14 protein-coding genes and 1 other RNA gene are annotated in these 20,513 nt (G+C 42.5%); 9 read left to right on the forward strand and 6 right to left on the reverse strand.

What is annotated here, in order from left to right; translation table 11 throughout:
• Positions 1-248: 248 nt before the first annotated feature.
• Both G1O98_RS27270 and G1O98_RS27275 read right to left on the reverse strand, forming a co-directional pair.
• Positions 249-413, reverse strand: a complete 165-nt coding sequence (locus tag G1O98_RS27270; protein ID WP_163934581.1) for a hypothetical protein — start codon at positions 411-413, stop codon at positions 249-251.
• The gene (locus tag G1O98_RS27275; protein ID WP_163934584.1) at positions 407-5,461 is read right to left on the reverse strand and encodes a CHAT domain-containing protein; all 5,055 of its coding nucleotides are present in this window, start codon (positions 5,459-5,461) and stop codon (positions 407-409) included. The genes G1O98_RS27270 and G1O98_RS27275 overlap by 7 nt, the downstream gene beginning before the upstream one ends.
• Before the next feature lie 206 nt (positions 5,462-5,667).
• On the opposite strand from G1O98_RS27275, the gene G1O98_RS27280 reads away from it, so the two are divergent.
• The 4 genes from G1O98_RS27280 to G1O98_RS27295 all read left to right on the forward strand — a co-directional run bounded on the left by G1O98_RS27280 (position 5,668) and on the right by G1O98_RS27295 (position 10,579).
• Entirely contained in the window at positions 5,668-7,500 is a 1,833-nt protein-coding gene (locus G1O98_RS27280) for a ShlB/FhaC/HecB family hemolysin secretion/activation protein (RefSeq protein ID WP_163934586.1), read from the forward strand.
• Positions 7,501-7,854: 354 nt separating this feature from the next.
• Entirely contained in the window at positions 7,855-8,511 is a 657-nt protein-coding gene (locus tag G1O98_RS27285; protein ID WP_163934589.1) for a pentapeptide repeat-containing protein, read from the forward strand.
• Positions 8,512-8,632: 121 nt separating this feature from the next.
• Complete coding sequence (locus G1O98_RS27290; protein WP_163934592.1) at positions 8,633-8,836, forward strand: hypothetical protein; 204 nt, start codon at positions 8,633-8,635, stop codon at positions 8,834-8,836.
• Between the two features lie 1,347 nt (positions 8,837-10,183).
• Positions 10,184-10,579 (forward strand): hypothetical protein, encoded by a 396-nt coding sequence (locus G1O98_RS27295; protein WP_163934595.1) that lies wholly within the window; start codon positions 10,184-10,186, stop codon positions 10,577-10,579.
• A gap of 91 nt (positions 10,580-10,670) precedes the next feature.
• Here the strand turns inward: G1O98_RS27295 and G1O98_RS27300 are convergent, their stop codons facing one another.
• From G1O98_RS27300 to fraC, 3 genes are all read right to left on the reverse strand, one after another.
• Complete coding sequence (locus G1O98_RS27300; protein WP_163934598.1) at positions 10,671-11,450, reverse strand: ABC transporter permease; 780 nt, start codon at positions 11,448-11,450, stop codon at positions 10,671-10,673.
• 66 nt (positions 11,451-11,516) lie between these two features.
• Positions 11,517-12,524 carry a septal junction protein FraD gene (gene fraD, locus G1O98_RS27305; protein ID WP_163934601.1) on the reverse strand — a complete coding sequence of 336 codons (1,008 nt, stop codon included), beginning with the start codon at positions 12,522-12,524 and terminating at the stop codon, positions 11,517-11,519.
• A 56-nt stretch (positions 12,525-12,580) separates the two neighbouring features.
• Entirely contained in the window at positions 12,581-13,126 is a 546-nt protein-coding gene (gene fraC / locus G1O98_RS27310) for a filament integrity protein FraC (RefSeq protein WP_163934604.1), read from the reverse strand.
• A 236-nt stretch (positions 13,127-13,362) separates the two neighbouring features.
• On the opposite strand from fraC, the gene G1O98_RS27315 reads away from it, so the two are divergent.
• Entirely contained in the window at positions 13,363-14,499 is a 1,137-nt protein-coding gene (locus G1O98_RS27315) for a cob(I)yrinic acid a,c-diamide adenosyltransferase (protein WP_163934608.1), read from the forward strand.
• 227 nt (positions 14,500-14,726) lie between these two features.
• Here the strand turns inward: G1O98_RS27315 and G1O98_RS27320 are convergent, their stop codons facing one another.
• The gene (locus tag G1O98_RS27320; protein WP_163934611.1) at positions 14,727-15,809 is read right to left on the reverse strand and encodes an MraY family glycosyltransferase; all 1,083 of its coding nucleotides are present in this window, start codon (positions 15,807-15,809) and stop codon (positions 14,727-14,729) included.
• A 158-nt stretch (positions 15,810-15,967) separates the two neighbouring features.
• Between G1O98_RS27320 and groL the strand changes: the two genes are divergently transcribed.
• The 4 genes from groL to rnpB all read left to right on the forward strand — a co-directional run bounded on the left by groL (position 15,968) and on the right by rnpB (position 20,449).
• The gene (gene groL / locus G1O98_RS27325; RefSeq protein ID WP_163934614.1) at positions 15,968-17,650 is read left to right on the forward strand and encodes a chaperonin GroEL; all 1,683 of its coding nucleotides are present in this window, start codon (positions 15,968-15,970) and stop codon (positions 17,648-17,650) included.
• Between the two features lie 423 nt (positions 17,651-18,073).
• Positions 18,074-19,219, forward strand: a complete 1,146-nt coding sequence (gene corA, locus G1O98_RS27330; protein ID WP_163934617.1) for a magnesium/cobalt transporter CorA — start codon at positions 18,074-18,076, stop codon at positions 19,217-19,219.
• A gap of 64 nt (positions 19,220-19,283) precedes the next feature.
• Complete coding sequence (locus G1O98_RS27335) at positions 19,284-19,982, forward strand: hypothetical protein (RefSeq protein ID WP_114080849.1); 699 nt, start codon at positions 19,284-19,286, stop codon at positions 19,980-19,982.
• Between the two features lie 46 nt (positions 19,983-20,028).
• An RNA gene (gene rnpB, locus G1O98_RS27340) (RNase P RNA component class A) lies at positions 20,029-20,449 on the forward strand.
• Positions 20,450-20,513: the final 64 nt, after the last annotated feature.

Genomic DNA, 20,513 nt, shown 5'->3' on the forward strand with positions numbered 1-20,513 from the left:
CCCCCCTTTTTAAGGGGGGTTAGGGGGGATCGAAACACTGTTAGACAACTTTATAAGACTTGTGTGTACACCGTAGCCCTTTCTAAGGGGGGTAATTTAACTTGTGTTTACACTGTAGGCTTTTAGAAGAGAGAAATAGAAGTGAGGTTTTCCAGATACCGTGAAACTGGGTTGGGGTTAAAGGTTTTTTCCCTTTTCCCCAAAAGCCGAGAAATATTGGTTGTTATGTTCCTTTTTCAGCAACAAAACTAACTAATACCACAGGCTGCTAGTTTTACAGCTAAAGCATTCGAGTATCGCCACGGTTGAGAACCTATGTCTGCGTTTATAATTTTGTTAAGCGATCGCATTTTTGCCCAAAATTCTCCGTGGGTAAAAGGGTGAGAGTATAGTTTTTCTTGCCACTTTACCAAGGATTGCCAACCATTGTGAATCCAGACCAATAATAAGGATGGGTAAGTAATTGCTCCCCTTCATCAGCACTGTTAGTAGGTAAAGACAAGTTCCCCACTACTCCCAAACCTTCTAATTGACCATTTTTAACATAAATTTGCCCTTTGGCCATAGCTACCTGAGCCTGTCTGAGGGCTTCTGCCTTAATTGGAGCTGTCCTCAAGTTTTGATAAAATTTTGTCATCAAGGCTGCTGTACCAGCATCATTAACCGACCAAAGACTAGCAACACTAGTTTTCACGCCTGCCAGCACTGCTAAACCTGCAAATCCAAGCTCCGACTCTTCATCTCCTAATGCTGTTCTACAAGCACTCAGCACCAGCATTTCAACTTCGGGTTCATTAAAGCGCAACTGTCGTAATTGGTTCAAGCGTAACTTGTCTTCCCACAGTTGAATATAAGAATTACTCAAAGCGCCGGTAGTAAAATCGGCATGGGTTGCCATGTGAATAATCCCAAAAGGTTGTTGGCGGCGGATAGTTTTGAGATTTTCTAAGGTAGCTTGCTTATCTAACAATAATTTGCCCTGCCAAAGTTTAGACACCAGTGTTGATAACTCCAGGGGAACTGCTGGTAAAGGCTCTTGTCCTTGTGTACTCTGAGAAACCCCTAGCGCTAAAATTTGAGATTTTTTAATGTCTTTATAAAGGGTGTTAGTCAAGCTGATACTGGGCATCAAGCCAATGCTATATTTTTCTACTAGAAATCCCTTGCCATCATGAAGTGCTGCCATTGGGGTTGAACGTAACCCCATATCTGGTAGAAAAACCAAATTATTGATTTCTCTTGCCTGCAAATCGGCCTCTAGTGGTGCAATTATCCAGCGATAAAGTTGTTGAGATGGACGCAAATAACCAGTGCGGCGACGGTTTTGTGGACTAACTATTTGGTCACGAAATTCTTGAGCTACTTGGAGAACTTTGGCTCTGGTCGTTTCTGGAATGCGCTTGCGAATAGGGTCGCCTTTTCCAGTGACTACGACTATTTCCAGTTGGTCGCTATTCTGCTCTGCTATAGTATTTAATTGTTTAGTCAATTTTTGAGATTTGCCCAAATTTCTCTCTGGTATTATCTCCACAGGAACAAAACTGATGTAAATAAATGCAGGTTTAACACCAGTCGCTTCTTCAATTTTGCGAGCAATTTCTTTGGCATCATCTAGTGTTTTAATTTTAGGATTCGGGATGCCTAAATGGTCGGCAAAATCATCTGTGAATTGATCTTCGGGTGTGGGATCGGTATTAATAACAGGGTTATCAATCTTAGGATTATTGGGGCCAGGGACATTCGGTTTATCTGGAGTGCATTGGAATGAGCAAGGGGGAGGATTCGGCGTAAAAGTCGGAGTAGGGATTGGAGTAGGAATGGTGGGAGGAATCTGGCTGACATTGATTCCTATCTGTACAGGTGCAGAAGACGAAACGCGGTCATTTGCACTAATTACAAAGGCATTTAGTGAACCATTTACATCAGTCGGAGGGGTATACACTAAAGTATCGCCGCTAGATAAGGTAGTTACACCAGGAATAACGGGAAGTCCATTGACAGTCAGATTTCCTGTATTCACTACATTAACTTGGATGGAGGTGATGTCATTATTAGCATCGCTGACCAGTGCAGCCAGACTAGAGAATGTCAAGGTAACAGGTTGATTGGTCTGGGTATTGGGTAGCGATGAGTTTGCTGTTAATACAGGCGGAGTGTTGACGGAAGTAATGGTGATGCCGGTTGGGGTACCGATCGCATCTCCACCAGTTGGCAAAACAGGAAAGTTACCCGAAGCGATGGTTGTACCGCCTCCCACATCAATTGTTCCGGCTGTGCCATTAAGACTCGTCGCATCACCCACAATAAATGGCACATTACCTGGGCCACCATCATGTCGAATTGTGACAGTGCCTCCGGCGGTGCTAGTGGTTACACCTTCCCCAGAATCGAAAATTCCACCGGTGGCGATGGTAGTACCTACCCCTATTCCTTGAACTAGTCCGTTTGTCAGCACTTGCACATTGCCACCTTGAACAGTGTTGCCATTAACAAAATCCGTTGTGGCCTGTGTGTTGATGTTGTTAAAGCGAATTGTGCTGCCAAAGGGATTAGTAGTTCTTAAAGTAACATTGCCACCTGTGGCACTTGCAGTCCCATCCACTCCAGTGGCGCTGGCTGAGGCATCAATGCCATCATTAACGGTGATATTCTCTGTGGCAGTTAAGGTGACTGCGCCGGCTGTACCAGTAAACTCGCCACCTCCAAACTTGACTACAGATGAGTTAATCGCTCCAGTGGTAATACTACCTGCTGTAGTTGTTGCAACTATATCGCCACCCGTACCTAAGCGACTGGCATCATTGGAAAAGGAATCGATAGTATCTGTGAGGATATTGCCTGCCGCAGTCAAAGTAACTGTTCCTGGGATGCCACCACCACCACCGCCACCACTATCGCTGGTGTTAATCTGATTGAGGGTAATTCCGCCATTGCTGCTTACGACTTGAACATTACCTGCTGAATAGCCTTGTCCACTGGCAATAATGTTGCCTGCACTAATGTTGCCTGTCGCAGACAAAGTTACATTCCCGCTTGTAGCAAAATCACGAGTTGTGTCTAGATTTCCTAGTAATAAGCTGGCTCCCGAAATGTTTATTGCTCCTCCGGTTGTCTGGATTGTGTTGGTAGGGTCAACAAAGTTTACAGAACCGCTTTGTGAGGTGAGGCTGAAGCTACCGCCGCCCAAGGCTAAAGTAGCAACACCATCGGTAGTTACTCCGGGTGTAGCTCCGATGATGTCATTGATCGTAATATTGCCTGTAGCTTGTAAGCTGATATTTGTACCCGAAGCTGCGATCGCACCCCATGAAACTGTATTCGCCCCAATATCTGCATCGCCAAAGGCAATATTACCGGCCGTGCCATCAAAACTACCTGTCCCTGTAGCACCATCGATAATAGTTAACGTGCTGGGGTCTAATAATAAAGTGCCAAAGATGCCATTAGGGGCTGAAGCATCTACTAAACCGTTGAAGGTTAAGAAATTTTTGCCTGATACTTCTACAAAACCACCATTGCCGGCATTTACTCCTCCACGTGCCGAAATGTTACCAAAATATTGAGTTGTGTCGTTACCCCAAACAATTACCCGTCCGCCGTTTCCATTCAATTTGCTATCGGCATTAATGACGGAGTTTGAGTCAACATAAGTCTGCTCTGCATTGGGTAAAGTCCCTTTACCTTGGTAATCACCGCCAATTAGAACTTTACCGCCGCCATTGGTTCCAGAGGCCTTAATATTGGCATCAATCACCCCGACTCGTTTACCCAAAGCAATTACCGTACCGCCTGTTTGACTGGATACATCAACGTTGCCAGAAACAATGGTTGTCCCTGGAGTTGTGGGAATCGTCACATTAGAGCCTGTTAATTTTACAGTCCCATCAGGATTGGCAGTTAACCCAGTGTTACCAACAGTGAGCAATTCAGGTATTGAGGCGATGGGAATTGTCCAGTTATTGGGTTGGTTGCTACTAGAGGCGAGGGGCTGAATTTCCAGACTCAACAAGTTTCCTGGCTGACTGAGACGCACCCAATTTTGCCCTGGTACAGATGTGATAGAAATCTGCCCTCCCGGTGCCGAAAGTTGCCCGGTGTTGACTACAGTACCACCCAATAAATTCAAATTTTGCCCAACACCTACTGCTAAATTTCCAGCATTTGCGATCGCTCCTGGCTGGTTCATACTAAAGGCAAATCCGTTGGGGTTGCCAACTAAAGCGGCATAGTCATTAACACCGATGGCATTGAACCAACTGCTGCCAAAACCAATGCCATTAGCTGTTGTCACTGTGAAAGCACCAGGCACATTTAAGCTGGCGTTTGAGCCAAAAATAAATCCGGCTGGATTCATCAAGAAAAGGTTAGGATTGCCACCTGTTACCTGAATTAAGCCATTGATAACCGAGGCATTCCCGCCTGTAATTCGACCAAGGATATTTTGCAGCGCCGGACTAGCTTGAAAGTTGGCGATTTGTTCTGGTGAAATTCCAAATTGTTGAAAGCTGTGAAAGAGGTTAGCACCATCTCCAGAAGTTGTACCGCCAGTGATATTAAGTTGATTACCGTTGGGTGTAACAATTGTGTTTGTCCCATCGGCAGCAGGGACAATTTGTTGTGCCTGGGATAATCCCATACTCGTGACTGTCACCAGAGGCAGAATAGCTAGGACTGAAGCGGCGATTTTGTTTAGTAGAGGTTTTTTACGCCGCAAGATAAAGCGACTTTCGGGCAATTCTACATCAATTTGTAACTTGTCTCCTAATCCGCGTCGCCAAAGTGCTTGAGCGATCGCCTTCTGTGACCAGAGTATTTGTTCTGTTCTTCTAGTAACAGAGATGCTTTGAGAATGATTTCGGTAAAAGTAGAGGGGCTGTTTGACTCGGCGTACCTGGGTTACTTCTGAAAGTCGGAGACACAAATCGTAATCATAAGCACTACTTGTAAAGGATGCGTTCACACCTCCCACCCGATCGTAAACTGAACGGCGCATCAGGCGGAAGTGGAAAGTCATGAAGTTTACCAACAGCCCCTCTGGGGAGTAAGGAATGTCACAGCGATGACCGTAGCCGATGACTTGACTTTTTTCATCAATATTTAAGTAGTCGGTGTAAACAAATCCTGTTTCTGGGTGGTGATTCAGTACTGTAGCGGTTTGGGCGAGGGCGGTGGGGGCTAGGATATCATCACTGTCTACGATACCGATGTAACTGCCGCTAGTTTGGGCGATCGCTATTTTACAAGCCGCAGAAACTCCTTGATGCTGTGCTTCTACTACCCGCACTCGCCTATCTTGTTGAGCATAAGCGTTTGCGATCGCCACTGATCCATCTGTAGAGCCATCATCCCAAATTAGCAGCTCAAAGTCTGGCCATGTTTGCGCTAAGACGCTGGCGATCGCTACCCCAAGGTAAGACTCCCGGTTGTAATTGACGATGACTATGGAGATCAGTGGTGGCATCGAAGTATTCCCAAGTTTTCTACCTGTTATCACAATATAATGCTAAGGGCTATCACTTAGAAAAAATTGCTGTTAAGTATTGTTTTAGTTACAAATCTTCTGAAATCTGAATGTCAAAAATATGATATTGAAATATTCATACAGCCATAGCACACTCAAAAATCAAAATTAGCCCAGTCGTAAAATAAGGCACCCACTGAGGAGAAATGAGAAAAGAAACAGAAACTGGCATTAAGCCGAAAACAATTACTCACAAAAGCATTATCTGTTTCTCTCATCAGTTAAATACTTGGCATCTAGCAACTACTACATGGAATAAGCACAGTTTCAGTTTTCAGTGCGGCTTGCTAATTCTTCCTGCGGTCTGGATTTTAACTGCAAATGGACTGAGAGCTACGGCGAATATATTGACACCAGACTCAACTCAAAAGATTAGTCAGCCAGAGTTACAAATAGTACAGGCATCAGAAACTGCCCCGGAAAATAACCCCAATCAAACCGAACCAAATCCCCAACCAGAAACACCACAACGAATTCGGGTTCGCAAAATCCAGGTTGTAGATAGCACAGTTTTTAATGAAACTGACTTTAATCCAGTTGTCAAACCCTTTGAAGAACGGGACTTAACTTTAGAAGAAATTAGACAAGCCGCAGATGCTATTACCCAGCTTTACTTAAATAAAGGCTATATAAATTCCAGAGCAGTTCCAGACATTCAGCAACCTAGTACCGCCGATGGTGTTGTGGTAATTAGGGTAATTGAAGGGCGTTTGACAGAGATTGAGATCGAAGGAACGCGACGATTAAATCCATCTTATGTTCGTAGTCGCATCCAATTAGGTGCTGGTACTCCTCTGAATACTAGTAAGCTCGAAGATCAACTGAAGCTGTTGCGACTCGATCCCTTATTTACAAATGTGGAAGCACGTCTACGTCCAACGGGTAAGGTTGGTCAAAGTGTTCTCATTGTCAGAGTTGAAGAGGCAAACCCTTTAACTGGTAGCTTGGGTGTAGATAATTATTCGCCTCCGAGTATTGGTGCAGAAAGATTGGGTATTGAACTGCGCGATCGCAATTTAACTGGGATGGGAGATGAGTTAGCAGGCTCCTATTACCACACCCTTTCTGGTGGTTCCGATGCCTTTGATTTTAGCTATCAAGTTCCTGTGAACGCCATGAATGGCAAAGTGCAGATTAGAGCCGCATTTAATCGCAATGAAATTACTGAGCCACCCTTTGATGCGCTTGGCATTCGCGCCAACCAGGATCTTTATGAAATCAATTATCGTCAACCATTGATGCGATCGCCAAGAGAAGAATTTGCCCTATCTTTGGGATTTACCTATCAAGATGGTCAAACCTTCATCCTCAATAATCTCGCACAACCTTTTGGTATTGGCCCTGATGCCAATGGCGTTAGCCGCACCAGTGTAATTAAATTTGGTCAAGATTATATTAAGCGCGAACCTCAAGGAGCTTGGTTTTTGCGATCGCAATTTAATTTTGGCATTGACGTATTAGATGCAACCATCAACAACGACCCCATACCCGATGGTCGCTTTTTCAGTTGGTTGGGTCAAATACAGCGCGTGCAGCAACTCAGCGCCGATCATCTGTTAATTATCCAAGCAGACTTACAGCTAACACCAGATAGCCTTTTACCCTCCCAGCAATTTGTAATTGGTGGTGGACAGTCTGTAAGGGGATATCGCCAAAATATTCGCTCTGGGGATAATGGATTTCGTGTAGCGATCGAAGATCGGTTCACAGTCCAGCGCAATGAATCTGGATTATCCACAATTCAACTCGCGCCATTTCTAGATATGGGATCTGTCTGGAATCAGTCTAATAATCCGAATCTGCTACCCAATCAAACTTTTTTGGTAGGTGCAGGCTTGGGATTATTATGGAATCAAGCAATGGGAATTGATAATCTGTTTTTACGGCTCGATTATGGACTTCCATTTATCGATCTGAGCGATCGCGGCAATAACGCTCAGGATGATGGCTTTTACTTTAGCCTTCGCTATCAACCTTAATACACCAATATGGGTGGGCTTTCTTTCTGTAGCTATGCTGAGTGCTGTTAGCGGGGCGTTTAGCCCGTGCTGAATTATGAGTCAGAAGTTAGTATTTTTCCCTAGTCCCTAATCCCTAGTCCCTAGTCCCTAGTCCCCAGTCCCCAGTCCCTTACCTTATCAATCTTTCCTGACCTATGTCAGCATTTTTTGTTTTAAAAATCGCTGAAAAAACGCATTTTCAGGTGATTGGCGATTTTTGGTAAATTTATTTTTGATTATTTACTGAGCTAATCTGCATTTGGGGTGTACTCTCAATATACGGTAACTATCACACTCGACCTTTGAGATAAATTACACCCAGAGGTGAATACCATGAAAAATTATGCTGATAAGCAAGAATTTGTATTAAGTCAAATTACAAGTAAATATTTTCAGCGCCGAGATTTCAGTGGATGTGACTTGAGTGGAATTGACCTAAAAGGAATTAATTTAACTGGTCTTAACTTTATAGGAGCAGATTTGAGTGGAGCAAATTTGTGTGGCTGTGTTCTCACTCGTGCTAATTTAAGTGGTGCAAATTTGATGCAAGCTAGCTTACGCGACGCTAATTTGTATGAAGCATCTTTGTGTGAAGCTAATTTGATTAATGTTGATTTGACACGAGCAAACTTGTGCGGAACTTTCTTATGGCGGGCGAAATTTACAGGTAGTAATCTTTGGGGTGCTTCTTTATGCGATGTAGATTTGAGAGAAGCAGACTTAAGTGAAGCTAAATTAATTGAAGCATCACTGATTGAAGCTAACTTAGTTAGAGCAAATCTCACAGGAGCAAAATTATGTGGAGCAAAATTACTAGAAGCTAATTTAGCTGAGGCTAACTTAACTGGTGCAGACCTGACATGGGCAAATTTAACCAAGGCAAACTTGAGTCAAGCAAACCTTTGGGAAACAAACCTGATTTATGCGAGGTTCCGGGATACTATCATGCCTGATGGCACAATTAAGCAACCTCAGATAGTTATTTATTAGTTAGGAGTAGCCCTGTCAAAGTGAGATAATCTTGTGATTCCGTTTCCATGCTCTGTATGGGGCTTTCCTTTTAGCTGTAACCACAATTTTTTTCAGCTTGGGTCATGTTATTGCGTAAAAGTTGTCGTTTATCCTTTTCAGAAGCGAAATCGTTAATTTTGACGCTAAACCAAGAACTTTTTTAGGTCTTAATGCCGGAGCGCTTAGTATTGATGCCACCGAAGGTTCTGCGATTAAAACAGCTTTAAATGTCCTGGCTGGAGATGCGATCAGTTTTGACTATGCTCAACCCAACCTACGCCTAACCCATATTATCCAAACTTGATATTACCTATGCGGGAACTGTTATAACTAATGCTTAAGCCGTAGTAAATACAACTTAAACAATATTTATTAATGGTGAAGCTGTAGTTACAGACGCTGATTATATGATAAGTAAACTTGAAGCTGTAGTTAATACACCTTAAGCACTAATTATAGATACTCACTATATGATAAGTAATGCTTAAGCAGTAGTTAACACAGCTTCTTCTGTGGTTATAAATGCTCAAGCAGTAGTTAACACAACTTCTTCTGTGGTTATAAATGCTCAAGCAGTAGTTAACACAGCTTCTTCTGTAGTTATGAATGCTCAAGCTATAATTAAGATTAGATGAACGCTTTAGATATAGCGGTTCTGGCTTAGATGCAGCTTGGATGCAGTACAGTTTTGACCTCTCTCCTAAAAGGCTACTGTGTACACACAAGTTAAATTACCCCCCTTAATCCCCCTTTAGAAAGCTACGGTGTACACACAAGTCTTCTAAAGTTGCGCCACAAGCTTTTGATCCCCCCAACCCCCCGATAAATTGGGGGGCAAAAAGCTCTCAAAGTCCCCCTTTTTAAGGGGGATTTAGGGGGATCTACGATGATTTTGGTTTTCTAGAAAGATGTGTGTACACTGTAGCCTTAGAAAGGGGGGAAAAAGAAATCTAGTTCCCTCCCCTTAGAAAGGCTACGGTGTACACACAAGTCTTCTAAAGTTGCGCCACAAGCTTTTGATCCCCCCAACCCCCCGATAAATTGGGGGGCAAAAAGCTCTCAAAGTCCCCCTTTTTAAGGGGGATTTAGGGGGATCTACGATGATTTTGGTTTTCTAGAAAGATGTGTGTACACTGTAGCCTTAGAAAGGGGGGAAAAAGAAATCTAGTTCCCTCCCCTTAGAAAGGCTACGGTGTACACACAAGTCTTCTAAAGTTGCGCCACAAGCTTTTGATCCCCCCAACCCCCCGATAAATTGGGGGGCAAAAAGCTCTCAAAGTCCCCCTTTTTAAGGGGGATTTAGGGGGATCTACGACGATTTTGGTTTTCTAGAAAGATGTGTGTACACCGTAGCTTAGAAAGGGGAGGATTAGGGTGGGGTAAAACCCTGGTTAATCAGCTATTTCAGACTTGTGTGTACACCGTAGCTCCTAAAAGGAGAGATGCTTTGAATCTTACTCCCCTTCCTTTGAATGGAAGGGGGTTAGAGGGTTAGGTCTGTATTCCATGCAATTGGGAACCGCTATAAATTAAGAGAATTTACCAGTATTTATCTCATAAAAAGTATAATTATTTTTGTGGATTTTGCTGAACCAGAATATATTTTCAGTAGAACATAGTAACTATATAAATGTTACGAGTAACTAAATTTATGCCTTTGAGAAAACGTACATCCCGCGTTCTAGAAAATGCTGAGTTAAGATTTGCTGGACTCAAAGCAATTGATGCCAATCTGGATCTTGGAAATACTTGTAATTTAAAAGTCCTGACAGAAGTAATTGAGCAATTACGCAGCAAGTTAGAAGCTCATAATACTGCTCTCAGCACGATTGACTCTTCCAAAGTAGAAATTGAAGAATTAGAACAAACCTTGGGTACTTTCTCTGAGAAAATGCTCATGGGAATCGGCTTTAAATACGGCAAAGATAGCCGCGAATATGAGATGGCTGGTGGAGTTCGCAAAAGTGAACGTATCCGTAAAAGCAGAGCAACTCGCTTAAAAACTATTGCACAAAAAGCATCTATGCAAGGCACTCAACCCTTGTAGATGTGTAAGCAATACAGTTCGGATCAGCAGGGGAGGAAAAAAGTTGTTAACCAGTAATTCTTTCTCCCCTGCTTGCCTCAATGTCCAAATACTAAAATTCACGTTGTGAGAAAATAAAAATAGCGATCGCTAATAACAGGGCACTATAAAGTAAACCATAGCCGGCATTTGTAATCAGTGCAGTTGTGTCAGGTAGCGCTTGCAGACCATAAACGGCATCATTTTTTAAATCTAATCGAGATAAATCTGGCAAAATCAGAAACAAACCTTGAGTGAGAAGTTCTATACCAGGGTTACGACTCAGACGACCTAGTTGGACTAAATCTTGAGTAATATTTCCGATTAAATATACCGCAAACGTTAAAATAGTCGCTAAGAGAGAAGCAGTAAAAACACCGAAGGTAATAGCCATAGCGGTGATTAATGACAACTGCAATACTAAGAAAATTGCAGCAATTAGAATACTCGCCGTTGGATGAGGAATGTTAGCAAATTGCAGAAATATCAGATAAATTACCGTCATCGTAGCCACAAGTACAGCTAATACTGCGGATAAACCTAAGTATTTGCCCACAATAATTTCGCTGCGACTGACAGGTTTCGCAATTAACACCAAAATAGTACGTTTTTCAATTTCTTTATTAACCAGTCCCGTACCAACAAATATTGTCACAATTAACCCGATGGCATTCATCGCCGCCATCCCGAAGTCTAAAAACATCTTGTCTTCAGTCGTAGCTGCAAATTCAGGAAAGACGCGAAAGGCAGCAGCGAGTATAAGCGCATAAAAACCAATAATATATAGGATGCGATCGCGTACCACTTCCTGAAACACATTCTTTGCCAATACAAAAATTCTGTTAATAGTCATTTGTCATTTGTCATTTGTCATTTGTTATTCTCCCCCTGCTCCCCTGCTCCCCTGCCTCATCCCTTCTCACTGCTGCGGAGGCGGCGATCCGGCAATTAATTTACTGGCGCGATCGCATTCAATTTCTGCAACTGTAATCTTATTACCTGAATTGCTGGTTGCTGCAACTGGTTCAATTCGACAAGATTTTCTCAAAAAATAACCCCGTGGGTTAGAACTTGGCCCTATCCAAATACTTAATAAATCTAATATATATCCAGACTTAGTATTAGCTACACGCGGCTCAATGCGCCATAAATCTTTCTCTTCATATTTACCCAGGCTTTTTTGAATTACTGCTCTACCTAGAGTTCCTACTCGTTGTTTTGCCTCAAGCAACCATTTCTCTACTTCTGACCAAGGTGTTTGATTTATTTGTTCTATTACTATTGGTTGAAGTCTTTCTAGAATTACAACACCGTTTTGCGGTACTTTTACCCGTTCTTCTGTTCTGACAACAACGGTACTACGTTTAAAAGTATCTGCTTGCAAACTAGGATATTGTTGAAACCAATGATCCATTACAAAGTAAAACTGAATCCAGCAACTTAGTAGCATACTACTAGCAACTAAAATTATGATTCTTTGGCGGTCTTGTGGCTTAGGAATTCTCGCTTTAGCGTCGGTGTCACTTCCTTCAATAAACTCCGGTATTGCTGTAATTAGTGCTGAAATTGTCGGCCAAAAAACGATTGTTCTTGGTGTAATTACATCCTGTTGATTTCCAAAAGCAAAAACACTTACTAAGAATCCAGTGATTACTGCCCCAACTGGCATAAAAGTGCCAGGAACTCTCAAAGGATCTTGAGTTGTATACCAAGCTGTGCCGGCAATTAAAAATAACCAACCGAAAAAGGCAATAATATCTTTGATATAGCCTGTAGCTAAATATGAAAGTACCCAAGAAAAAACACTCAAATAAATAAATGTCTGCCAAGAATAAGCTTTGGGTGGAACTAATACTTTTCTAATTCCTGCATAAAGCCCTTCCGCAAATTTAAAAATTCCAAATACATCTTTAAGTAGCGTATTCATGTTCCTCTTTCCACCTAATTAATTAATCACTCGTCTTCCTTTTAAGTAAAATCTTCCTATTTCGCACTAAATAATAAAACAAGAGTTATAGCACTATAACTCAGGGAATTCGCTATTAGTACAGTAATTATTAAATTATTACTTTGGAATTTCAAGTTGCCAAAAGTCCGCCATCGCCGACGTTGAGATATTGGTGCTTCCTCTTCCTCTTGTTTTTTAAGAAGTTGCTCATTTAATGATAGTAACAATACCTTTAAAATGAAAAACTTCATTAGAAAAGTAGAAAAGAAAATTATAAAAGCAGTTAATATTAATAACCCTTGTGTATTAGGTGATTTAAAGTTATTAAAAAACATATAATTAATTAATTCTGTTCTCACCTGGAGCGGTAAAATCGGTTCTGATACAAAAAATATGAACCAACCAATTACACTAGAAAATAAATTGATAGAAATAGCATAAAAAGTACTAGTTTTTTTGTCAAATTTGAGTCGATAATGCAAAAGATAAGCTTCGATGGGGATGGCAATCAGTACAAATAAAAAGTCAAACAGAATTCCACCAATGGGAAAAATCCTCGGAAGCATCCAATTCTCAGGCATAAATGGTCAAGGGTAAGGTTTAACTGTAGAGAGTATAACTGGGATAGTGAGGGTGATGGGGGAAATTATTACATTGTTCTTGTCCTTTACTATGCTCGTGTGCCAGTATTCCCTGATTGATATTGTTAATACATCAAGCTGATGCTTGTACGGAGACGCTAGAGGGGTAGTTTCTCTACCTAAGATTACAAGACGTTAGGTAAGATTAAAGACTGCCACTTATAGCTTTTCGAGAGATGACAAGGAACGGTATCGGTATTCGCACGGCGCAAGTGCGTCAAGAACGGCTCATTGGTCAAATTCACGTTTACGATGGCGTGGGTAAAGGTAAGTCTCAAGCGGCTTTGGGGGTAGTTTTGCGCTCTATTGGCTTAGGGATAAATACCCCTAGCGATTCTAACCGTGTTTTACTGCTGCGCTTTTTAAAAGGGCCGGAACGTGATTATGACGAAGATGGAGCGATCGCAGCTTTGCAACGTGGGTTTCCCCATTTAATAGACCAGGTTCGCACTGGGAGAGCCGAATTTTTTGGCCCAGAAGAAATTACTACCTTTGACCGAAATGAGGCGATGCGGGGTTGGGATGTTGCCAAAGGTGCGATCGCTAGCGGTTTATATTCAGTTGTCGTCTTGGATGAAATTAACCCCGTTCTGGATTTGGGTTTACTACCAGTAGATGAAGTGGTAAAGACATTAAAATCCAAACCCCAAGAATTAGAAATCATTGCTACCGGACGCGCCGCACCGCAAAAGTTGCTCGATATTGCAGATTTGCACTCAGAAATGAAACCTCATCACCATCCCACAGCCAAAGCCTTATTCCTTGAAGGGATTGAAATTTATACTGGTGCTGGTAAAGGCAAGTCTACTAGTGCTTTGGGTAAAGCTTTACAGGCCATTGGTAGGGGAATTAATCATCCAGGGTCTACCCGTGTGTTAATTATGCAGTGGCTTAAAGGTGGTAGCGGCTACACAGAAGATGCTGCGATCGCCGCTTTGCAGCAGTCATATCCAGAAGTAGTGGATCATCAGCGCTGTGGTGGAGATGCGATTGTTTGGCGCAATTCCCGGCAAGAATTAGATTATGTAGAAGCCGAACGAGGTTGGGAAATCGCAAAAGTTGCGATCGCCTCTGGAATGTATAAAACTATTATTCTCGATGAACTCAATCCTACCGTTGACTTAGAATTACTCCCCGTTGAACCCATTGTTCAAGCTTTGCTCCGCAAACCCCGCGACACCGAAATCATCATCACTGGCCGCTGTCAAAATCAACCAGCATACTTCGACTTGGCTAGCGTTCATTCAGAGGTTTATTGCCACAAACATTATGCAAATCAAGGTGTAGAACTTAAACGAGGGGTAGATTTTTAGATATTGCATCTGAATTCGTAATTCGTAATTCGTAATTCGTAATTCGTAATGTTATCAAGCTTGAATTTTTGGTGAATTTTCTTCCTTCTCTGCGAGACGCTGCGCGAACGCGCTCTTTGCGTCCTTCTCTAACGAGACGCTGCGCGAACACGGTTCGTTCTCTGCTCTTTCAAATTTAATGAGACAGACGAGTAGGGCTAGCATTGTAATGCTGACCCTACAAGCAACTAAGGCTGTTGGCGTATTCTTTGCCAGACAGTAAAGCCCAAAAGAATGACAATACTACTGGCGGTAGTCATCATCACAGCCAAACTCATGCCTTGTATTCTCATTGCCAGCAAGTTGAAAAATAAGGTAATTGACCAAAGCGTGAACGCAGCATGGCGCTGGGAAAGTCCCCAAGCAAGTAAGCGGTGGTGCAGATGATCTTTGCCAGGAGTACTAAGAGGGTTATTTCCTGCTAGTAGCCGCCGTACAAATACTTGGGTAGTGTCTATTACTGGCAACAATAGAAATAAAACCGTGGGAATTAGTGCATAAACTGTGTTTTGTTGCAGTTTGCCTAAAATACTAGTTGCTGCCAGCACATAGCCAAAAAAGTATGCTCCGGCATCACCCATAATAATTCGCGACGGATGGAAATTATGGCGCAAAAAGCCTAATGCAGCACCTCCTAAAGCTGCAAGTACCAAGATTGCCGCCGCACGGTTATTAAATTGGGCTGCAACCCCCAACAAACTCATAGCGGTAATAAAGCTGATTCCTCCTGCCAAACCATCCATACCATCCATCAAGTTGATGGCGTTGGTAATTCCTACTACCCACAGTACTGTCAGCAACATAGACAGGAACGAGTCGATGGGAGTACCAAACAGCACTCTTACACTGATACCATTAGCTACTAGCAACAGTGCCGTGACAATTTGCGCCCACAATCGAACAGAGGGTGGTAAGCCGAACTGATCGTCGATAAAGCCCACCAGGACTAATATCGAACCTCCTAACAGAATAGTGAGCACCTGAGCCAATACGTTTTGGAGTTCGATCGGTCGTAAAAGGCTAGCTAATACCAGCGCGGCAATGACACCCGCGTAGATAGCCAGCCCCCCTGCATTGGGTAAAGGTTCGCGATTGAGTCGCCGAGCGTTGGGTTGGTCAGCCCAGCCTACCCGTAAGGCGAATTTGCGGACTGTCGGAATTGAACGCCACGTTACAAGCCAAGCCAAAAGGAACGTAAATACTACTGCCAACCAGCCGGTGCCGCTAGGGTCGGCAATGCCAAGGTACTTAAGGGAGTTGTCTAGATTCATCTCCCAATTCAAGCATTACTGCCAGTATCTATAAAGAACATCACCTGTATATTAATCAATTTTTTTTATTTCCATTTGTAACTTGAGCTGATTGAGAGATTAGCACTCTTGCTCTGTGAGTGCTAAATTGTCTAATGGAAGCGCTGGAGAAATAAAACATGGCGAAAATTATTGCATTTGACGAGGAATCGCGGCGAGCTCTAGAAAGGGGTGTTAACGCCCTTGCTGATGCCGTAAAAATCACCTTGGGGCCTAAAGGTCGTAATGTCCTTTTAGAGAAAAAATTTGGCGCACCTCAAATTGTCAACGATGGTATCACTGTTGCCAAGGAAATTGAATTAGAAGATCCTTTGGAAAATACTGGTGCAAGACTCATCCAAGAAGTGGCCTCAAAAACTAAAGATGTTGCTGGGGATGGTACAACCACCGCCACAGTTTTAGCACAAGCCTTGATTCGGGAAGGTTTGAAGAACGTCGCGGCGGGTAGTAACCCAGTTAGCTTGAGACGCGGGATCGACAAAACTATTGAGGCATTGGTACTGGAAATTGCCAAGATAGCCAAGCCAGTAGAAGGAAGTGCGATCGCTCAAGTTGCCACTGTTTCTGCTGGTAACGATGAAGAAGTTGGTCAAATGTTAGCTCAAGCAATGGAAAAAGTCACCAAAGATGGTGTAATTACCGTTGAAGAATCTAAATCCCTAACTACTGAACTAGAAGTAGTTGAAGGGATGCAGATTGACAGGGGTTACATTTCACCCTACTTTGTCACCAACAACGAGCGGCAAATCGTGGAATTTGAAAACGCCCGGATCTTGGTGACAGATAAAAAAATCGGCAGCATCCAAGATTTAGTACCAATTTTGGAAAAAGTCGCCCGTTCTGGTCAGCCCTTGCTAATCATCGCTGAAGATGTCGAAGGTGATGCTTTGGCAACTTTGGTAGTGAACAAAGCGCGGGGTGTACTAGCTGTGGCTGCAATTAAAGCACCTGGATTTGGCGATCGCCGCAAAGCTTTGTTAGAAGATATTGCTATTCTCACCGATGGACAGTTGATTTCTGAAGAAATCGGCTTGAGCCTAGATACCGCTGCTCTAGAAGCACTGGGAACTGCTCGCAAAATCACCATTGACAAAGAAAGCACCACCATTGTAGCTGGCAGTGTCACCAAGCCAGAAGTGCAAAAGCGGATTGGTCAAATTCGCAGGCAGTTGGAAGAAACCGATTCTGAATACGATCAAGAAAAACTGCAAGAACGCATCGCCAAGCTCGCTGGCGGTGTGGCAGTGATTAAAGTGGGTGCGGCAACCGAAACCGAACTCAAAGACCGTAAACTGCGGATTGAAGACGCGCTGAATGCTACTAAAGCTGCTGTGGAAGAAGGTATTGTTCCTGGTGGTGGGACAACTCTAATTCACCTAGCTAAGAAGGTACAAGAGATTAAAAAGACCCTACAAAATGACGAAGAAAGAATTGGGGCTGATATTGTCGAACGAGCGCTAGAAGCCCCCTTGCGCCAAATAGCAGACAACGCTGGTGCAGAAGGTTCTGTAATCGTCTCGAAAGTCCGAGACAGCGAGTTCAACATTGGCTACAACGCCGCTACTGGCGAATTTGAAGACTTGATTGCTGCTGGTATTATTGACCCCGCCAAAGTCGTGCGTTCAGCTTTGCAAAATGCTGGTTCCATTGCTGGTTTGGTCTTAACCACCGAAGCGATCGTTGTTGAAAAGCCAGAGAAGAAATCCGCTGCTGCTGCTCCTGACATGGGCGGTATGGGCGGCATGGGTGGCATGGGTGGCATGGGCGGTATGGGTGGCATGGGCGGCATGGGCATGTTCTAACTTCTGCTCACCCAGATAAATATTTTTTCAGCAGTTTGTCTTGTTAAGGCAAACTGTTTTTTTATAGCATTGCTGATTCAGAGCCGATATGTTATCTCTATTGCTGGGAAGTAGCTGGGCATAAATAAAAGTCTTCATCATGGTTATCAGTAATTAGTCATGAATACAACTAACTACAAAAAAAATGCTGATTCCTAAATTCCCAAATCTAAAGAACTGCTTAATTCAAAAATTATAGTCTTTGTATTAATTTTTGTAATATTAATAGCAAAAGCTGAAATAAATAAAAACGCCTCATGGGTGCTGAGTAGGGAATTTTACTTCTTTACTAAGAACTGTGAAAAGAGGAACTTGTTTAATTGCCAATTCCCAATTGCCAATTCCCAATGCCCAATTCCCAATTCCCAATGTAGGTAATATTGTATGGTACGAAAACTGCGTCGTCTTCCCAAAATAGTAACTAGGCTATATAAAAAAGATGAGTTCCATCACCAACCAGGTACTATACCTGGAACAATTTTTATTGATGAAGATTCTCCGCCACCGATAATTTTCTTGATTGACTATAACCAAACCAATTTCATCCGCAAACAAATGGCAACTCCAGAAGAATGTGTTCCATATCTGGAGATGGAATCCATTTCTTGGGTAGATGTACAAGGTTTAGGTAGTCAAGATATATTACAACGATTGGGTCACGTTTTTGAATTACATCCTCTCGTTTTAGAAGATATAGTCAATGTACCAGAGCGTCCTAAAACAGAGGATTATGAAGATCAATTACTATTCATTGCCCGCATGGTAGTACCAAAAGAAAGATCGTGTGGTTTTTACAGCGAGCAAGTAAGTTTGATATTAGGTAAAAATTATTTACTGACAGTCCAAGAAGAACCAGAACATGATTGTTTTGAAGCGGTGCGATCGCGAATTGAAAAAAACAAAGGTATCATCCGTAAGCAAGGAGCAGATTATTTAGCTTACGCCGTGTTAGATGCCATTATTGATGGCTTTTTCCCGGTACTAGAGCTTTATGGGGAGCGAATCGAAGAGTTGGAAGAGGAGGTAATAGTTAAACCAACCCCACAAACACTACAAAATATTTATCAAATTAGGCGAGAACTACTGCAATTACGTCGTGCTATCTGGCCTCAGCGAGATGCAATTAATTCTTTGATTCGAGATGGCAGTGATTTGATTAGTGAAGAAGTGCGAATCTACTTGCGAGATTGTTATGACCATACAGTGCAAGTTATGGACATGGTAGAAACTTATCGAGAACTAGCATCTGGATTAATGGATGTGTATCTTTCGGCAGTGAGCAACAAAATGAATGAAATCATGAAGGTGCTAACGATAGTTTCAACAATTTTCATTCCACTGACTTTTGTGGCCGGAATATATGGTATGAATTTCAATACCGAAAAATCGCCATATAATATGCCTGAGTTGAATTGGTATTGGGGTTATCCACTTTGTTTGGCAGTTATGGCAGTGATCGCACTTGGGTTGCTATTCTTTTTTTGGCAACGTGGCTGGTTGCAAAACTCTGTAACAATTAAGCGTAATTAATAATTGCAGATGGACGACGAATCAAATATACATTCATTATTACCGGGAGTTAATATTTTAATTTATGAGGAGTAGCGACCAGAATTTAATAGTTTTGACAGTTTATATTATCGGTGTTTCCTATATTTTTAACCGTATGGTTGAATCCATCGATGATCAAGTAAAGTTTGAGTTTAAAAAAGGAATAGTTGACGAGCAACTCAAAGAACAAAATCTCGATGATAAAATTGGAATTTCCTTTAAACTCAAAGCCTCATACCCAATTGACGATTTGAAAGATTTAGGAATTAGCATTGAAAATAAATCTGATAATGTTGCCTTATATGTTGACTGGGATAACAGTTCTTTAGTCGTTGAACATAGCAAGCAATCGCGTCGCGTCATTCGGAAATCACCAGATTTAACCCGCGACTTAGCAGTACCCCAAAGTCCTAGCTTGATTGCTCCTAAAAAAACACTTTCTGAAACGGTGACAGCAGAAGATGTATTTGAGCGCGATCAAGTAGCTGGAACCTATTCAGCAAAAAAACCACTAATTGATATCAACGGGCTGCAAAAGGGGCAAAAAAAGCTGTACAACGACTTTATTAACAGAAAAAAGGAGTTGGACTTTTCCCTACAACTGGTACTTAGAGTGTCTGAAGTGCGTTTAGGTCTAGCCCCAGGTCGTGATTTTCCTCCCATTAGCATTATCAATTGTCCTTTCACAGTCAGGAAACTACCTTGGACTTACGCTCTACCTTGGAATAAAAAAAAGCAATAGCAACCAGACAGACTACGCCATCCAAGATTACACTGGATCTAAGGAGAGAGTAGACGCAGGCGGTTGCAGATCAGTCATAGTCACTGATTTGAGGAAAGTCCGGGCTCCCGAAAGACCAAACTTGCTGGATAACGTCCAGTGCGAGCGATCGTGAGGATAGTGCCACAGAAAGATACCGCCAGATCAATTAAAAATTAAAAATGTAAAATGAGCAATCAATTTTTAATTTTTAGTTTTACATTTTTAATTGATCTGGTAAGGGTGCAAAGGTGCGGTAAGAGCGCACCAGCAGTATCGAGAGGTGCTGGCTCGGTAAACCCCGGTTGGGAGCAAGGCGATAGGAACTACGGTTGGTCTTTTACCAGTTCCGCTCAACGAGAGCCGCTAGAGGCGTTTGGTAACAAGCGTCCCAGATAGATAACTGCCCTCGCAAGAGAACAGAACCCGGCTTATGTACTGCTCTTTCCCCCCTTTTTTTGTGCTGAGTTTAGGAGTTAGGACTTAGTATTTTTCCCCTTCCCCTTTCCCCCT

The sequence above is a fragment of the Nostoc sp. UIC 10630 genome (genome assembly GCF_010747425.1).
GTDB lineage: Bacteria > Cyanobacteriota > Cyanobacteriia > Cyanobacteriales > Nostocaceae > Nostoc.

Bases quoted from the DNA above. Each gene is read 5' to 3' on its own strand.
- groL (WP_163934614.1), top strand. From the start codon at position 15,968: ATGGCGAAAATTATTGCATTTGACGAGGAATCGCGGCGAGCTCTAGAA.
- G1O98_RS27315 (WP_163934608.1), top strand. From the start codon at position 13,363: ATGACAAGGAACGGTATCGGTATTCGCACGGCGCAAGTGCGTCAAGAA.
- fraC (WP_163934604.1), bottom strand. From the start codon at position 13,126: ATGCCTGAGAATTGGATGCTTCCGAGGATTTTTCCCATTGGTGGAATT.
- G1O98_RS27280 (WP_163934586.1), top strand. From the start codon at position 5,668: ATGAGAAAAGAAACAGAAACTGGCATTAAGCCGAAAACAATTACTCAC.
- G1O98_RS27295 (WP_163934595.1), top strand. From the start codon at position 10,184: ATGCCTTTGAGAAAACGTACATCCCGCGTTCTAGAAAATGCTGAGTTA.
- G1O98_RS27300 (WP_163934598.1), bottom strand. From the start codon at position 11,450: ATGACTATTAACAGAATTTTTGTATTGGCAAAGAATGTGTTTCAGGAA.
- fraD (WP_163934601.1), bottom strand. From the start codon at position 12,524: ATGAATACGCTACTTAAAGATGTATTTGGAATTTTTAAATTTGCGGAA.
- G1O98_RS27320 (WP_163934611.1), bottom strand. From the start codon at position 15,809: ATGAATCTAGACAACTCCCTTAAGTACCTTGGCATTGCCGACCCTAGC.
- corA (WP_163934617.1), top strand. From the start codon at position 18,074: ATGGTACGAAAACTGCGTCGTCTTCCCAAAATAGTAACTAGGCTATAT.
- G1O98_RS27275 (WP_163934584.1), bottom strand. From the start codon at position 5,461: ATGCCACCACTGATCTCCATAGTCATCGTCAATTACAACCGGGAGTCT.
- G1O98_RS27285 (WP_163934589.1), top strand. From the start codon at position 7,855: ATGAAAAATTATGCTGATAAGCAAGAATTTGTATTAAGTCAAATTACA.
- G1O98_RS27335 (WP_114080849.1), top strand. From the start codon at position 19,284: ATGAGGAGTAGCGACCAGAATTTAATAGTTTTGACAGTTTATATTATC.